The sequence below is a fragment of the Streptomyces sp. NPDC107522 genome (assembly GCF_055657525.1).
The window spans coordinates 553,893-570,123 of record NZ_JBVKAU010000002.1 but is presented as its reverse complement, the minus strand read 5'-3'; the positions used below and the strand labels follow the sequence as shown (position 1 = coordinate 570,123).

The 16,231-nt window shown below is 69.7% G+C and carries 10 protein-coding genes and 1 pseudogene; 6 read left to right on the top strand and 5 right to left on the bottom strand.

What is annotated here, in order from left to right; genetic code table 11:
* Positions 1 to 86 precede the first annotated feature (86 nt).
* Together ACZ7L6_RS07870 and ACZ7L6_RS07865 are read right to left on the bottom strand one after the other, a co-directional pair.
* Entirely contained in the window at positions 87 to 1,634 is a 1,548-nt protein-coding gene (locus ACZ7L6_RS07870; RefSeq protein ID WP_471921104.1) for a carboxylesterase/lipase family protein, read from the bottom strand.
* Positions 1,635 to 1,736: 102 nt separating this feature from the next.
* On the bottom strand, positions 1,737 to 2,453 hold the full coding sequence (locus tag ACZ7L6_RS07865) for a phosphatase PAP2 family protein (protein ID WP_471921103.1): 717 nt from the start codon (positions 2,451 to 2,453) through the stop codon (positions 1,737 to 1,739).
* A gap of 470 nt (positions 2,454 to 2,923) precedes the next feature.
* Between ACZ7L6_RS07865 and ACZ7L6_RS07860 the strand changes: the two genes are divergently transcribed.
* The 3 genes from ACZ7L6_RS07860 (at position 2,924) to ACZ7L6_RS07850 (ending at position 6,963) form a co-directional block, all read left to right on the top strand.
* Positions 2,924 to 4,171, top strand: coding sequence for an MFS transporter (locus tag ACZ7L6_RS07860; protein WP_471921102.1), 1,248 nt, complete (start codon positions 2,924 to 2,926; stop codon positions 4,169 to 4,171).
* 106 nt (positions 4,172 to 4,277) lie between these two features.
* Complete coding sequence (gene surE, locus ACZ7L6_RS07855) at positions 4,278 to 5,183, top strand: 5'/3'-nucleotidase SurE (RefSeq protein WP_471921101.1); 906 nt, start codon at positions 4,278 to 4,280, stop codon at positions 5,181 to 5,183.
* Positions 5,184 to 5,292: 109 nt separating this feature from the next.
* Positions 5,293 to 6,963 (top strand): carboxylesterase/lipase family protein, encoded by a 1,671-nt coding sequence (locus ACZ7L6_RS07850; RefSeq protein ID WP_471921100.1) that lies wholly within the window; start codon positions 5,293 to 5,295, stop codon positions 6,961 to 6,963.
* Between the two features lie 556 nt (positions 6,964 to 7,519).
* Here ACZ7L6_RS07850 and ACZ7L6_RS07845 read toward each other — a convergent pair.
* Positions 7,520 to 8,641, bottom strand: coding sequence for a PP2C family protein-serine/threonine phosphatase (locus ACZ7L6_RS07845; protein WP_471921099.1), 1,122 nt, complete (start codon positions 8,639 to 8,641; stop codon positions 7,520 to 7,522).
* A 199-nt stretch (positions 8,642 to 8,840) separates the two neighbouring features.
* Here ACZ7L6_RS07845 and ACZ7L6_RS07840 point away from each other — a divergent pair, with 199 nt between their 5' ends.
* Both ACZ7L6_RS07840 and ACZ7L6_RS07835 read left to right on the top strand, forming a co-directional pair.
* On the top strand, positions 8,841 to 11,594 hold the full coding sequence (locus ACZ7L6_RS07840; RefSeq protein WP_471921098.1) for a SpoIIE family protein phosphatase: 2,754 nt from the start codon (positions 8,841 to 8,843) through the stop codon (positions 11,592 to 11,594).
* Positions 11,595 to 11,775: 181 nt separating this feature from the next.
* Positions 11,776 to 12,441: a pyridoxamine 5'-phosphate oxidase family protein gene (locus tag ACZ7L6_RS07835; RefSeq protein ID WP_471921097.1), complete on the top strand. Its 666-nt coding sequence runs from the start codon at positions 11,776 to 11,778 to the stop codon at positions 12,439 to 12,441.
* Between the two features lie 68 nt (positions 12,442 to 12,509).
* Here the strand turns inward: ACZ7L6_RS07835 and ACZ7L6_RS07830 are convergent.
* Together ACZ7L6_RS07830 and ACZ7L6_RS07825 are read right to left on the bottom strand one after the other, a co-directional pair.
* Positions 12,510 to 14,228, bottom strand: a pseudogene (locus ACZ7L6_RS07830) (acyl-CoA dehydrogenase family protein).
* Between the two features lie 100 nt (positions 14,229 to 14,328).
* Positions 14,329 to 14,895 carry a PadR family transcriptional regulator gene (locus ACZ7L6_RS07825; protein ID WP_471921096.1) on the bottom strand — a complete coding sequence of 189 codons (567 nt, stop codon included), beginning with the start codon at positions 14,893 to 14,895 and terminating at the stop codon, positions 14,329 to 14,331.
* 313 nt (positions 14,896 to 15,208) lie between these two features.
* Between ACZ7L6_RS07825 and ACZ7L6_RS07820 the strand changes: the two genes are divergently transcribed.
* A complete protein-coding gene (locus tag ACZ7L6_RS07820; RefSeq protein ID WP_471921095.1) occupies positions 15,209 to 16,228 on the top strand; it encodes an Lrp/AsnC family transcriptional regulator in 1,020 nt (339 codons plus the stop codon).
* The last annotated feature ends 3 nt before the right edge of the window (positions 16,229 to 16,231 follow it).

Genomic DNA, 16,231 nt, shown 5'->3' with positions numbered 1-16,231 from the left:
GCCGCCCGTCCCCGACTCGGTAGCACCCTAATTACACGTGTAACTGAGCAGAGGTGCGGGAATCACGCGAAGGGAGTGTGCCTGGGCTACTCGCCCGCCGACGTCCCCTCGTACAGGCGCCGCGCGTCTGCGGCCAGGTCGCCGATGGGATGGGTGACGGAGTCGAAGCGCATCGTGGTGCGGGTGTCCGAGCGGTACGGTTCCCAGGCCGGCAGGCCGGCGTGGTTCGGATCGCCGGTCCGGGCGAACGCGATCCAAGCCCGGTGCATGGCCTGCGCGAGCCCTTCACCGACGGACGGGTCGATCCCCTCGACCAGGGGAGCGTGGGACCAGCTGTCGAAGTTGGCGAAGACGAAGGGCAGTTCCAGGCAGTGGGCGGCGGCGAGCCTGCCGCCGTGGGCAGGGGTGGGGAAGTCGAACTGATACGCCCACACCGGGCGCCCCAACGCCGCCCTGGCCTCCGCGAGTTGCACACAGGGCGCCCGGAACAGCTCGTCCGTGATCACATCCATGAGGACGTCCACCGGCCGGGCACCGGGACGGCTGCGGACGTACGCGTCATACACGTCGGCGGCCGAGGCGTCGGGCAAACTCTCGGCGATCCGTGCGAGCACCTGCTCCCGGGTGGCCTCCGCGTAGCCGGGGTCGAGCGCGAACGCGAAGGCGGCTTCCTCCCGGGTCCAGCCGATCAGGACGTCGACATCGGTGGCGGCGCCGTGCAGGAGGGTCTCCGCGGGGTGCCGGAAGAGGGTGACGTCGTCGCATACGGGCAGGAAGGGGGTGGACCAGTATCCCCAGCGCATGGTGGACGCGAACAACCCTCCGGCGGCCTCGATGAGCCGGGGCCAGGGGACGTTCCGCAGGTCGTCGGCGTTCTTGGCACCGGCGAGTTCCAGATAGGCGGACACCCGGGGGCGGTACTCGTCGGGCGTGGGGATGCGCAGGCCGATCGGGGGGCTCTGAAGGATGGCGCGCTGGAACAGCCGCTGGGCCTCGGGATGTCCCGCGAGGGCAGCGGTGGACAGGGCGCCGCCGGACTGTCCGGCGACCGTGACGCTGTCCGGGTCTCCGCCGAAGCGGGCGATGTTGTCGTGCACCCAGCGCAGCGCGGCCAGTTGGTCCGTGAGCCAGAGGTTGGCCGGCTGCGGCCCCGCAGGGCCCTTTTCGTCGAACGACAGATAACCCAGCGGGCCGAGACGGTAGTTGAGCGTGACGACCACCAAGTCACCGTTGCGTGCGAATGTCTCGCCCGAGTAGATGGGCAGCGCTCCGGAACCGGAGACGAAACCACCGCCGTGGATCCAGACCAGGACGGGGCGCCGGGCGTCATCGACGGCCGGGGTCCACACGTTGAGTGTCAGGCAGTCGTCGTCGAAGGGCGGGAACCCGTGTCCGCCCAGGACGGGGTCACCGCCCGCCATGTACATCTGCGGTGCGCTCGGACCGTAGGCGGTCGCGTCCCGGGTACCGCTCCAGCCGGGAAGCGGCTGCGCGGCGCGCCAGCGCAGCTCGCCGACCGGCGGTGCTGCGTACGGCACTCCCTTGAACACGGCGACACCGCTCTCGATGCCGCCGCGGAGCCGGCCGGTCGGCACCTGCACGACGGGCGGCGCCTGACCTCGCGTCTCAGCCATGGAAGTCCTCCTCGGTCAACGATTCGCCAGATACGCTTCCGGCGCGAGACTATTGCGCCTACTTGCCGGTCGTCAATTTTGCTACATACACTGAGTGCGCCTTCAGGACCACAGACGGCCGGTCGCAGCCCGCCGCGCCTCCTCGGCAAGGAGGCGGTCGAACGCCGACCACAGCAGCAGCACGACACCGGCTCCGGCGGCCGCACCGGCCACGGTGTCACTGAGCCACTGGGCGTGCAGCCAGGTGCGGCTCCACATCACGGCGCCCACCAGCAGGACGGAGAACAGCCACCAGCACCGCCGCGCCACCGGCGGGAACAGCACCACTCCGGCCGCGATCACCAGGGCCGTCACCATGAAGACCTGCCCGGACGGGAAGGAACCCTCGTTCACCAGGACCCACGGCCGCGGCGGACGCGGGCGGTCCACGAGCAGCTTCAGCGGGGCCACGACGACGATGTTCGCGACGACCGCCGCGGAGAACACGAAGACCGCGGATCTCCACCGCCCGTAGACACAGAGGCACCCCGTGAGCGCGAGGGGCAGGATCATGCCCAGGGGTCCACCCAGGGCGTCCAGGGCGTGGGCGAACCCCGTCACCGCCCCGCCCGGTGACCCGCGCATCCAGCTCATCCACCGGTCGTCGAGATCCTGGAAGACCGGCCGCCCCTCACCGAGTGCGGCGTAGCCGACGGCCAGTGCGGCGATCAGCAGCACGGCACCGGTCAGCGGCGTTGCGCGTGACGGGGCGGCCGGAACGGGACTGCGCGGACTCTCGTCCGGTGGCGACGGCGGGGCAGCGGCGCGTGCACGGGCCATGGCTGACCTTTCCGGGGACATGGGAGCGGGCCACGAGAGGCAGATACCGGGCGGCGTCGGCCGCAGGGAGGACGGTTCCACTGACGGCCGCGGGGGGGCGACGCACCTTGAAGGCGGCGGTTTCAGGCCACCTTGGCGCACATCAGATCCGTCACACAAGAGTGACGCGCGAGTAGCAACACGTGTAATGCGAGTGATGCAGGACTGACCCTCTGGTGCATTTCAGATCGCCCGGAGCACTACTCAAATGCTGAACAAGGTGCTACACAAGGCGTACCACCGGTGATTAACACGTGTAATCAAGCCCGTGACTGTCGTTGCCGACGCTCGACACGTCGCCTCGGTGTTTCTCCCTTTCATCACCGTCAGCTCGCAGCTCAGCGCTCAGCTCCGTTCTCGAGGAGTCGACATGCATGCCCGGATTCCCTGCCGCGCGGACCACGCGCCCGTAGTGCTCCTAGGTGGTCACCGTGACAACTGAGGACCTGATCCAGCCGAAGACTTCCGATGCACCCGCCCAGCCTCGTCACCGCGCCCTGATGACACTGCTCCTGGTGGCCAACTCCTCCATGCTGGCCGTGTACATGGGTGTGGGCGCGGTGCTGTTGCCGACGCAGATCGCGCAGATCGACCCGGCGAACAAGGTGGCGATCCTGGGTGTCGTGGGAGGGGTGAGCGCGGTCTTCGCCACGGCGTTCAACCCGATCGCCGGAGCCCTGTCGGACCGAACCGGTCGCAGGAACCCGTGGATTGTCGGTGGCGCGCTCGCCTCGTTCGCCGGGCTCGCGTTCCTCGGCGGTGTCCACACCGTGCTTCTCGTCGGCATCGGATGGTGCCTGGTCCAGGCGACGATGAACGTCTACCAGGCCGCCGTCACCGCCGTGGTGCCCGATCGGATCCCCGCCACCCGCCGCGGCACCGCCTCCGCCCTGGTGGGCCTGGGCCTGCCGATCGGCGGCACCGTCGGCGTGGCGATCGCCTCGGCGACGGCGGGGCAGCTGACCACCGGTTACCTGGTGCTCGGAGCCGTCGTGGCCGGAGCGGCACTGCTCCTGGCCGGCTTCTGCCGCGAGACGAAACGGCGACCGAGTCCCCGCTCCTCCGTGTCGCGACGCGAACGGGTCGCCGCCTTCCTCTCTGCGCTGGGCCACCACGACTTCCGGTGGGCGTTCATCGGACGGGCGTTGATGGTCCTCGGCTACTTCTCCGTCGTGGGCTACCAGCTGTACATCCTCGACGATCACATCGAGCTGCCCGCCGGCCTGGCTCCGGCGGAGGCGATGGCCGTCCTCACACCGGTCTCGATGGTCGCGATGGCCGTGTCCACGCTGCTCGGAGGTCTGCTCTCCGACCGATGGGACCGGCGCAAGGTCTTCGTCGGTGTGTCGGCCGCGCTCGCGGGCGTCGTGATGGTGGTGCCGGTCATCAGTCCCACGTGGTCCGGCATGCTCGCCTTCAGCGCGCTCAACGGTCTCGCCTTCGGCTGCTTCATGGCGGTGGACACCGCAGTGGTCACCCTGGTGCTGCCCCGTGCGGAGGACGCCGCCCGCGACATGGGCGTGCTGAACATCGCCAACGCGGGACCTCAGATCATCGCCCCGTTCGTGGCGTCCGCCGTCGTGACCGCACTCGGCGGCTACACCCCGCTGTTCCTCGTCGGCGGCGCACTGTCCCTGCTGGGCGCACTGGCCATCCTGCCGATCCGCTCAGTGCGCTGAGCGGCCGCGGAGTCCTCAAAGCCCCGGCGGGCGCGTGCCGGGGGTCATGTGCCCGCCGGCTTCCTTCCCCTTCCCCCGGCCCACTCCCTCATCGAAGGAGCACTCCTTGAGACGCAAGCGAGTTCTGCCTCTGGCCGCTCTGCTGCTCTGTACGCCGGCTCTTTCCGGCACGCTGCCGGCGGCCGCCGCTCCGCAGGCCGCGTCGGACGGCCCGCTGCGGATCCTGCTGACCAACGACGACGGCTACGACGCGCCCGGGCTCCGCATGCTGTTCCAGCGGCTCACCGCGGCCGGGCACGACGTCACCATCGTCGCCCCGCTCACCAACCAGAGCGGCACCGGGACGAAGATGATGGGCGGCACCACTGTCACGGTCAAGCATCCCGAGCCCCGCGTGTGGGCCGTGGACGGAACGCCCGGCGACTCGGTGTCCTTCGGGCTGTCCGAGGTGTTCGCCGACCGCGCGCCGGATCTGGTGGTCTCCGGCACCAACTTCGGGCCGAACGTGGCCGTGCTCGCCACCCACTCCGGAACGGTCGGCGGTGCGGTGGCCGCTCTGGAGCACGGGGTGCCCGCGATCGCGGTGAGCACCGGAGGACTGGCCGTCCCCGTCCCCGAGCCGATCTTCAACGCGATGCGTCCCACCAACGACTTCGTCGTCAAGCTCATCGAACGCCTGCAGGGCAGAGCCAGGGACGGCAGGCTGCTGCCCCAAGGGGTGGGCCTCAACGTCAACCATCCGGTGGTCGGCGCCGACGGCAAGGGAACCGCGCGCGGCGCGTCCGTCACCACCCAGGATCCACAGCCCATCCTCAAGGCGGACTACACCGACTCCGGGGACGGGACCTGGAAGGTGAATGTCGGTCTCGTCCCGGCGCCCGACCAGCGGGGCGGCGACGTGGAGGCGATCGGCGACGACAAGGTGTCGATCACGCCCATCTCCCCCAACTGGAACACCGGCACCGCGGACTTCGCGACGACCGCATCGCTCCTTGTCGGCCTCCGCCCCTAGGACGCGCCTGCTCGCCTCTCGTACCGGCCGCCGAGGCGGCCCGTGCGAGAGGCGTTCGGCTCATCAGCACCGTCCGACTCGCCTGCAGGCACCGCACGTTGGAGGAGAAGTGAAACGATCGCGCGCGACCGTTCCCCCACTGGTCCTGGCTCTGGCCCTCGCCGTCACGGCACTGTTCGCGTGGCCGGCTCCTGCCGCCGCCCGGGAGGCCCCCGCCACCCCGCGCCCGGTCGTCACCACGGGTCAGGGCCGACTCGCCGGCCAAGTCCACGACGGCGCCGAAGAGTTCCTCGGGATTCCCTACGCCGCGCCACCGGTGGCGGACCGCCGGTTCCGCCCGCCTCAGGCAGCCCCACGATGGAGCGGGACGCGGGAGGCCACCCGCCAGGCTGTCGCCTGTCTGCAGTTCTCACCGTTCGGACTGCGTGACCCGCACAACGTCAGCGAGGACTGCCTCTACCTGGACGTGTACCGGCCACGCCACACGCGCCCCGGTGACCGTCTGCCCGTACTGCTGTGGGTTCACGGTGGCGGATACAGCCAGGGCACCGGAACCCAGTTCGGGGGTCGCACCATGGCCGACCTCACCGGAAGCATCGTGGTGAGCATCAACTACCGGCTCGGCCGGCTCGGATACCTCGCCCTACCGGAACTCACCCGGGGCAACGCGTTCGGCTCCGGATCGTTCGGGCTGATGGACCAGCTCACGGCGCTCACATGGACACGCGAGAACATCGCGGCGTTCGGCGGGAATCCCGCCGACATCACTCTGTGGGGCCAGTCAGCCGGAAGCGGATCCATCTGCGCCATGCTCGCTTCACCGCGAGCCGCGGGGTTGTTCGCCCGAGCCATCCTCCAGAGCGGGCCCTGCACGCTGCTCCGCGCTCCCAGCTCCCGCCAGGCCGCCGAGGAGGCCCAGGCGTTCTCGGCTGCCGCAGGCTGCCCGGAACCCGCCACCCGCGCCGCCTGTCTTCGTGACGCGCCCGCCGCCGATCTCATCGCCGCCGCGCGCACGCATCCCACATCGGGACCTGCCTTCGGTGACCGCGTCCTGCCGGTGCAGCCGTCCGAGGCCATCGCCGCGGGGCAATGGAACAAGGTCCCGATCCTGATCGGCAGCACCCGGGCCGAGGGCAGGTTCTTCGTCGCGCTGTCCCAACCGCATCTCACCGCCCAGGAGTACATCGACCAGATCGACTCCAGGTACGGACAAGCGGCTTCCCAGGTCCTGGCGCGGTACCCGCTGTCCGGCTACTCGACTCCCTACGACGCGATGTCTACGGTCCTCACCGATTCCACATTCGCCTGCCCCACGCTCGACACGGCGCGCAGCCTGTCAGCGCAAGTGCGCACGTATGTCTACGAGTTCGACGACCCCGGCTCCCCCACGCTGTACGGAGCGCAGGTCCCGGGCATCGACATGGCCAATGCGCACAGCGCCGAACTCGCCTACCTGCACGACTTCACGATGGCCGATCGCCCGCTCACGGCCGAACAGGTCTCGCTGGCCGACGACATGAAGCGCCGCTGGGGGGCGTTCGCCCACACCGGGAATCCGAACCTCCCTGGTGAAATCGGATGGCCGGTGGCCGGCCCCCGGTACACCGTCCTGACCCTGAATCCCGGGAACACCCGCCCCTCGGCGGCGTTCGCGGCCGATCACCAATGTGCGTTCTGGGCGGGCTCAACGGCCCCCGACAACCGGACGGGCTTCAAGGGCAGCCAGAGCCAGGACGGTTCGTCACGCGCTGGAACGCCGGCCCTCCTCCGCCGCCGCTGATCCGTGTCGGCGGCCTCCGAGAGTGGCTCTGGATCACTTTCAGTCCAGGGCCACAGAGGGTAACCGAAACGGAGATCATGAACGGCCTCGAAGACACTTCACACGAGCCTGTCGCCGTACTCGGGACACACTCCGCCGGGACCGATGTCAGAGCGTGTCAGGGGGAGACGCGCCGGACAAATACTTCCGGTGCATCCGGCGTGGATGTCCGCTGCCTACCGTCTCCGGACTACACCTGGCGCTCGAAATGCCCGGATGTGCTGCCAGGTGGACAACGGTCCGGGCCGGCTTCGACCGAGCCGTCCCGACGTTCCCCGAACGGAGAGGTCCACCCTTGCGGTGCGCTCGCGGATCAAGATCCGGACCATTCGCGGGCCGGAAAGCTGCCGAGGATGTTTCCGCTGCTCAGCGACCACCTCGGTAATCCTCGGGCCACTCGTCCAGCCCGCTGATCTTTACAGGCAGAAGGCCGACCGGGCCGAGGACGCCGATACAAGTACGCAGTCGAGCTCCCGGAAGCACTGGCGGCCTCGGCCCGGCATGCCGACACGAATCCTCAGCCCTCCACGCCGACGGCTCCGCGATCCTGCGCGTGGGAGCACCTCAGCGCAAGGGCCGCGATGTCGTCGTCCAGCCTTCCGCCGCTGTGCTCGAGCAGATCCCGGTGCAGCTGGTCGAGCAGCTCGCGGGGCTGCTCCACGCACTGCCGCCGCATCCAGTCCGGCAGTGGGAAGAACCGGCCGGTGTGGTCCCGGGTCTCCGATACGCCGTCCGTATAGAGCAGCAGTTGGTCACCCGGGGTGAAGGCGACGCTGTCGACCCAGTAGCGGTCACCGATGAGCGCTGCGAGGTTGAGGGGCGGGGAGGGGATCGTGGGCTCCAGGACGCGCACCTTCCCGCCGTGCGCGATCAGCGGCGGGGGATGCCCGCAGTTGAGAAGTCGTACGTGGCCGCCGCCGTACGGGATCTCGGCGAGGAGGGCAGTGGCGAAGTGCTCGGGCTGATCGTGGGCTGGAAAGTCAGCGCTGTGGCGCGTGACGGTGGTCTCCAGGCGGTGGATGATGCCCTGCAGGTCGGGCTCGTCGTACGCGGCCTCTCTGAAGCAACCGATCACCGCCGAGGCCGCCCCCACTGCGGACAGGCCCTTGCCCCGTACATCGCCTATGAGCAGCCGGACGCCGTGCGGTGTACCGATCGCCTCATAGAAATCGCCGCCGATCCGAGCCTGTTCCTGGGCCGCCAGATAGAGCGACTCGATCTCGACGTCCTGGATGCGGCGCGGCAGCGGGCGCAGCAGCACCTGCTGGGCCGCGTCGGCGACGAGCCGGACCTGGAAGAGTATCTCCTCCCGCTGAAGCCGGACGTGGCTGCCGTATGCGGCCGCCAAGGTGACCGCGACGATCGCGGCGGCCGTGTACTGCGTCCCCAGATCGGTGTAGAAGAAGCTGAGGACGATCATGATCAGCATGCAGCACGTCCCCAACAGGATGGTGGGGAGCACCGGCCACATCGCGGCCGCAAGGGCGGGCGCGGCGGGCAGGAGGCGGCTGACGGCGATCTCCCTGGGCGTGGAGAAGGCCAGGCCGGCGATGAGGACGGTCAGGACCACGGGTGACAGCCGGACAGCTTCCCATCGGCCGCTGTAGGCGGGGCGACGGCGCCACAGCCGTGCAGACATGATCACAAAATGCATCATATCGGCCTAAGCGGACATCCAGCGCGGAGAGATCATGCGCCACACCCGAGAATCTGCGGCGGACGGCCATGCCCGGAGGGGCCCAGGCCATGCAACGCACGACTGCACCGAACCCGGGGTCAGCCGAGCAAGGATCGAACGGGCCCTGGCCACTCGGGATCACCGGTGTTAAAAAGGTCGCATGGCGAACCGTTTCGCCCGTTTTCGACACCTCTCGGTCAAGCGCCTGATCAGCAAGAGCACGCGGAGCGTAGCCGGGCAGGTGTTGGTCTTCCAGGTGGCTCTGGTAGTGCTGCTCGTGACCTGCGCCGTCTTCGCTCTCGTCCTGCAGTCGGAGCGGGACACCAGCGCCGAGGCCAGGCGCCGCTCCACGGCCGTGGCACAGACCTTCGCGCACTCACCGGGCGTCCTGGCGGCCTTGCGGACCCCGGATCCGAGCAAGATCCTCCAGCCGCTCACCGAGGCGGCACGCCGGGCCGCCGAGGTCGACTTCATCGTGGTCATGGACACCAAGGGCATCCGGTACACACACCCCTTGCCGGACCGGATCGGAAAACGGTTCGTGGGAGAGATCGGGCCGTCGCTGGCGGGGAAGGTCTACGTGGAGAGCGTCAACGGCCCGCTCGGCCGCGAGGTGCAGGCCACGGTCCCGATCGAGAACACCGATGGCACGGTGGTGGCCCTCGTATCGGCCGGGATGAAGGTCAAGAACGTCGAGAGTCAGGTGGACCGGCAGCTGCCGATCATCCTGGGCGCCGGGGCCGGGGCGCTCGCGCTGTCCACCGGTGTGACGGCGCTGGTGGGCCGGCGGCTGCGGCGGCAGACGCACAGCCTGGCCCCGGACGAGATGACCCTGATGTACGAGCATCACGACACGGTGCTCCACTCCGTCAGGGAAGGGGTACTGATCGTGGCCGCCGACGGGCGGCTGATGCTGGCGAATGACGAGGCCAGACGACTGCTCGAGCTGCCCCCTGGGGTCGAGGGACGGCTCGTCTCGGACCTGCCGGGCCTCGATCCCGGGACGAAGGCGCTGCTCACCTCCGGGCGCGAGGCCACCGACGAGGTGCACCTCGCCGGAGAGCGGCTGCTCGCCGTCAACCAGCGGCCCACGGGTGGCAAGGGAGGCCCGAAGGGAACGGTCGTGACGCTGCGTGACTCCACCGAGCTGCAGGCCGTGACCGGCAGGGCGGAGGTGGCACGGGAGCGGCTCAGGCTGCTGTACGACGCCGGACTGCGCATCGGCACCACTCTGGACGTGCTGCGCACGGCCGACGAGCTGGCGCGGGTCCCCATTCCGCGCTTCGCGGACTTCGTCACCGTGGACCTGGCCGACGCCGTCCTGCACGGCGAGGAGCCGGCCCCCACGGCGACGGACATGCGCCGCGCGGCCGTGAGCGGCATCCGCGACGACCATCCGCTCTCCGAACTGGGCCGGCTCTTCGACTACCTTCCCTCCACGCCCCAGGCGCGCGGCTACGGCAGCGGCCGCTCCCAGTTGGTGAGCGATCTGCCGACCGCCACGGACTGGCGCGTGCAGGACCCGGAGCGCGCCAAGGCGATCATCGACTACGGCATCCATTCCCTCATCACCGCCCCCATCCAGGCCCGTGGCGTCGTGCTGGGCATGGCCAACTTCTGGCGCGCGAGGCCGCATGAGTGCTTCGACGAGGAGGACCTGTCGCTGGCGGAGGAGCTGGTGGCCCGGGCCGCGATCAGCATCGACAATGCCCGCCGCTACACCCGCGAGCACACCCTGGCAGTCACCCTCCAGCGCAGCCTGCTGCCACAGGCCGTGCCCGAGCAGAACGCCCTCGACATCGCCTACCGCTACCTCCCCGCCCAGTCGGGCGTGGGCGGAGACTGGTTCGACGTGATCCCCCTGCCGGGGAGCCGGGTGGCCCTGGCCGTCGGTGATGTGGTCGGCCACGGCCTGCACGCCGCCGCCACTATGGGCCGGCTGCGGACCGCGGTGCACAACTTCTCCGCCCTCGATCTGCCGCCTGATGAGCTGCTGAGCCATCTGGACGACCTGGTGGGACGCATCGACCAGAACGAGGCGGCGGAGAGCGCCGCGGGCGTAGTGGGTGCCACCTGCCTGTACGGGATCTACGACCCCGTGACGCGCCGCTGCGTCATGGCGCGTGCGGGGCATCTGGCGCCCGCGCTGGTCCAGCCCGACGGAACGGTCACCTTCCCGGACGTACCCGCCGGTCCGCCCCTGGGCCTCGGCGGCATGCCGTTCAAGACCGCGGAGCTGTGCCTCCTGGAGGGGACCCAGCTCGTCCTGTACACCGACGGCCTCATCGAGGACCGCAGGCGCGACCTGGATGTCGGACTGGAACTGCTGCGCGACGCGCTGACGGGCCACCCCGGACGGCCGCCCGAGGAGACCTGCCAGGACGTGCTGGACAGTCTGCTCCCCGAGCGCCCCAAGGACGACGTCGCCCTGCTCGTCGCCCGCACGCGGGGACTGCCGCCCGACCGGATCGCCGACTGGGACGTACCACAGGACCCGGCCGCGGTCTCGGGGATGCGCGACGCCGTGTCCGAAAAACTCGAAGCGTGGGGCCTGTCCGAGCTCGGCTTCACCATGGAGCTCATCCTGAGCGAGCTCATCACCAACGCCATCCGCTACGGCGCCGGGCCGATCCACGTGCGGCTGATCCGCGACCGCACGCTGATCTGCGAGGTCGCCGACAGCAGCAGCACCTCACCGCATCTGCGGTACGCCGCGACGACGGACGAGGGAGGCCGGGGCCTGTTCCTGGTCTCGCAGATGGCTGAGCGCTGGGGCACCCGGTACACCCCCCAGGGCAAGGTCATCTGGGCCGAACAGGCCCTGCCCGAGGTCATCCAGCAGCCCGTCCCGACATCGGCCGGCGTGGAGGCCCCTCCGGACGAAGGGGCAGCCGACCCGAAACCCCCGAGGTGAGGGCGGCAGTGATCAGCCGGAAGTCGTCGCGGCCATGTCGTCCTGCGAGGCCCACGCCCGTACACAGGAGATCACGGGTCCACTGGTGACCCGTACCCACCACGACACCGTGCTCCCTCCGGCGTTAGAGTGCCGTCGCTCCCCAAGCCCAACTGAAGGCCACAGGAAGGCAGCTCGTTCCGTGAACCACACCCACGAGTCCACCGGCTCCGTCGGCGAGCGCCGCCTGCAGCACCTTCTCGGCACGACCGACCAGGCCGCGACCTTCTACGACCGCCAGGTGCAGGCCCGGCTGACCCCGCAGATGGCGGACTTCATAGGGCGGCAGACCATGGCGTTCCTGTCCACGTCGGACGCCGGCGGAGCCTGTGACGTCACCTTCCGTGCCGGTCCCCCGGGCTTCGTCACCGTGCTGGACGACGGCACCCTCACCTACCCCGAGTACCGCGGGAACGGGGTCCTCGCCAGTGCGGGAAACATCACCGAGAACCCGCATATCGGCCTGCTCTTCGTCGACTTCACCCATGACCACATCGGCCTGCACGTCAATGGCGCGGCTCGGCTCCACCGGGACGACGAGCAGCGGCGGGCCTACCCCCACCTTCCTGTGGACACCGCTCCAGGCCGCAGGCCCGAATTCTGGGTGCACATCACGGTGGAGGAGGCGTATGTGCACTGCTCCAAGCACATCCCCCACCTCGAGCCGGCACCGCGGCCACGCCCGGCGGTTCAGAGGCCGAAGGATGCCGACTACTTCGTCGCCTGCGGCGAGCACCAGTCCCCGGCGGACGAGGGCGAGCAGACTGCGGGAACTCACACGCGATCGCTGCCGAGCCGACCGGCGTGACCCCGGCGGCACCCGCCGTGGCGATGGCCACGGCGGGTACGTAGGGAAGCCGGCCCCTGAGCCCGCTGTCAGGGCGCCATTTCGTACGCCCCGGACAGTGCCTCGACACGCTCCCACACGCGCTGCGAACGCGCTTCGTCGACGACGGGACGCCGGACCGCACCGAGCGCCCAGCGCTGCTGGTCCGCGGTGGCGGAGTCCTTGCCGTGCAGCTCGACGGCGTAGGCGGAGAAGTCGCGGACGAGGACGGAGAACAGTTCGTCGAGCACGTCCTCGTCGAGGTCCGTCAGGCGGGCCTGTTCCAGGATGAGCTGGCCGTGCACCACCAGCGCGAACAGCTGGCCGACGGCGAGAAGAAGATCGAGGTCGCGGCTCTGCTCCTCGTCGGGGGCGGCGGTGGCGACGAACTCGCACAGGGCGTCGGCCTGCTCCCGGAAGCGGGCGACGTTCGGTACGCCGGCGTAGGCGTCGTAGGCGGGGCGCCAGTCGTGGAAGCGCACGGAGCCGAGGCCACGGGCCGGTCCCTGCTCGAAGAGGAACGTGTCGTCGGCCGCGTCGAGGCGGGTCGGCACGGGCGCGAACTCGGCCGGATTCAGGAGGTGGTTGCGCATGAACTTGAGGATCAGCGCGAGGTTGACGTGGACCGTGCCCTCGAGCTTGGGCAGTCCTCGGATCTCGACGGCGGCCTGGGCGAAGTAGGTGTCCTTCTCGAAGCCCTTGGCGGCGATCACGTCCCACATCAGGTCGATGACCTTCTCGCCCTCCGTGGTCACCTTCATCTTCGTCATCGGGTTGAAGAGCAGGTAGCGGCGGTCGTCCGGCGAGGCGGAGCGGAAGTAGTCGACGGCGCGGTCGCTGAACAGCTTCATCCCGACGAGGCGTACGTACGCGTCGGCCAGCTCGCGGCGCACATGCGGGAAGGCGGTGACGGGGCGGCCGTACAGGATGCGGTTGTGCGCGTGGGTGACCGCCTCGTACATCGCGTGCTCGCAGATGCCGATCGAGGCGGTGCAGAGGTTGAACTTGCCGACGTTGACGGTGTTGAGGGCGGCGTCGAAGGCGGCGCGGCCCGTGTGCAGGACGTCGTCCGGGCCCACGGGGTAGTCCTCGAGGCGGAACTCGCTGACGTACTTGGAGGAGTCGACGACGTTCTTCACGAGGTGGTAGGCCGGGTGGCGGCTGTCGGCGGCGAAGAAGACGTAGCCGTCCGGGCCTTCGATGTCGGTGCGCCGGCCGAAGACCGAGACGAGCCCGGCGGCGTTGCCGTTGCCGATGTAGTACTTGGAACCCGTCGCCCTGAAGCCGCCGTTGCCGTCCGGCGTCAGCAGCATGTCGGTGGAGTAGATGTCGGCGCCATGGGTCTTCTCGGAGAGGCCGAAGGCGAACACCTCACCCTGGGCGAGGAGTTCCGCCGCGCGGGTGCGGGCTGCGGTGTTGTCGCTCTGCCAGACCGGGCCGAGACCGAGGATGGTCACCTGCCAGGCGTACTAGTAGTCGAGACCGTAGAACCCGAAGATCTCGTTGAGGGCGGCGATCCGGGCCGTGTCCCAGCGCTGGTCCTCGTGGCCGGCGGCGGACGCGGGGGTGAGGAAGGTGGCGAACAGCCCTTCCTTGGCGGCGAACGCGAGGAAGTCGGCCAGCCAGGCGCGGGACCGGTAGTCCTCGATGAGCCTGCGCTTGCCGCGGTCCTCGAACCAGTCGACGGTGGCCCGCAGCAGCCTGCGGGTCTCGGGGTCGAACTGCGCCGGGTCGTAGGTGCGCGGGTTGAAGAGGAGGGGGTCGGCCATGAGGGTCTGCCTTCCGAGGGGTTGAGGGTTGAGGGTTGAGGGTTGCGGGTGAAGATGTGGCAGCGAAGGTCGCGGAGCGCGTGCGGCGGTGGCCGGCGGTTCAGCCGTGCCGGTGCGGGGTGCCGAGCCGGCGGAGGGTGGCGAGTACGTCGTCGAGCCAGGCGATCGTCATCCGCTCGTACGCGATGCCGCCGCGCAGCACGACATGCTGCAGCTCCTGACCGGCGTCGAGCGGGGTGGGGGCCGTCGGTCCGGTGAAGTCGCGCAGTTCCCCGGCGAGATAGTGCGCGAGCCGGTCGCTGTGCACCTCGCGGTGCCGTTCGACCTCACCGATCAGCGCGGACGGGTCGTCGAATGCGGCGCCGCGGATCTTCACGGCGAGCTCGTGCCGGATGCTCTCGGGTTCGATCGGTTCGTGCAGCCACTGGGAGAGGGCGGCGCGGCCGGGGCCCACGACGGAGTACTCCTTCTTGTCCGGCCGGCTCTGCTGCGGCAGCGCGCGCACGGCGAGCAGACCATCGCCCTCCATGCGCTTGAGAACGCGGTAGATCTGCTGGTGCGTGGCGGTCCAGAAGTATCCGATGGACCGTTCGAAACGCCGGGCCAGCTCATAGCCGGAGCCCGGCTTCTCCAGCAGGGAGACGAGGATCGCGTGCTCGAGCGCCATGCCTCGATCTTGCTATGCAACTCGTTGCATAGCCAAGGGGCGCTGCCCGGGTGAGACAGGGCTCACGCGATGCGACAGTGGACGGCTCGCTCACCGCGCCGAGCGGATCAGCCTCGCCTCCGCGACAGGCCTCACCGGTAGGTCCGGCCGCCCGCCTCCGCACCGACGGTGCGGGGCTTTCGGGCTCACGACCACCATCTCCACGGTCGCTCTGGCCCTCGACGACTCTGATAGAGCCGACACCACGCGGCCGTGGCTCCCCTGTCCAACGTCGGCCGTTCCATGGAGCAGGCCCTCACTGAACAATGTGTGCATGCTGGACGACCTGGACCGTGCCCTGATCCACGCGCTGCACATAGACGGCCGTGCGCCTTTCAGTCAGATCGCCGCCGCCCTCGGCGTCTCACCACAGACCGTCGCCCGGCGCTACCGCCGCCTGCGCACCGAGGCCTCCTTACGGGTCGTCGGGCTGCCGGACCCCCATCAGGCAGGTCAGACGCAGTGGCTCGTGCGGCTCACCGCGGCGGCGAGTTCCGCGCAGGACCTGGCCCGCGCACTGGTGCGCCGGCAGGACACCTCGTGGGTGAAACTCACCTCCGGCGGCACCGAGATCGTCGCGATCATCCACACACCGACCGAGGCCGGCGCGGGCAACACTCTGCTGCTGCGCGACATTCCACGCAGCAACAGCATCACCGCCGTGTCAGCCCACTGCATCCTGCACACCTACCTGGGCGGACCGACGAACTGGCGCCGCAGTGCGGACACGCTGGACGAGGAGCAGCAGCGCGTTCTGTGCGAGCGCGAGGCGGCCGGCACGTCGTACACGCCCGTGCCGCGCCAACTCACCGAATCGGACGCCGACTTTCTGGTGGCCGTGCAGAAGGACGGGCGGGCCACCCACGCGGAGCTGGCCCGGGCGACCGGCTGGTCCCCGGTCACCGTGGCGCGTCGGCTCGCTGATCTCCAGGCGGGCGGCGCCATCTTCTTCGACGTCGAGGTCGACACCAGGCACTTCGGTGCCCATACGAGGGCTCTGCTGTGGATGTCGGTGAGCCCGGCGCACATCGAGAACGTGGCGGCAACCCTGGCAGGCCACGATGAGCTGGCGTTCGTCGCCGCGACCACGGGCCCCACCAACCTGGTGGCACAGGCCCTGTGCCGCGACCCCGCCGACCTGCACCGCTACCTGGCCCAGCGGCTCGGCTCGCTGGACGCGATCCACACCCTGGAGACCAGTCCGGTCCTCCAGAACCTCAAGGCGGCGAGCCCCATCATCACGGATCTGGCCCGCACCAGACGGCCCTCCGCACCGGCTCGTAGCCGAGCGTGAGAG

Excerpts from the sequence above, each read along its gene's own strand:
- ACZ7L6_RS07870 (WP_471921104.1), bottom strand. The coding sequence starts at position 1,634 with ATGGCTGAGACGCGAGGTCAGGCGCCGCCCGTCGTGCAGGTGCCGACC.
- ACZ7L6_RS07845 (WP_471921099.1), bottom strand. The coding sequence starts at position 8,641 with ATGTCTGCACGGCTGTGGCGCCGTCGCCCCGCCTACAGCGGCCGATGG.
- ACZ7L6_RS07820 (WP_471921095.1), top strand. The coding sequence starts at position 15,209 with ATGCTGGACGACCTGGACCGTGCCCTGATCCACGCGCTGCACATAGAC.
- ACZ7L6_RS07840 (WP_471921098.1), top strand. The coding sequence starts at position 8,841 with ATGGCGAACCGTTTCGCCCGTTTTCGACACCTCTCGGTCAAGCGCCTG.
- ACZ7L6_RS07825 (WP_471921096.1), bottom strand. The coding sequence starts at position 14,895 with ATGGCGCTCGAGCACGCGATCCTCGTCTCCCTGCTGGAGAAGCCGGGC.
- ACZ7L6_RS07865 (WP_471921103.1), bottom strand. The coding sequence starts at position 2,453 with ATGGCCCGTGCACGCGCCGCTGCCCCGCCGTCGCCACCGGACGAGAGT.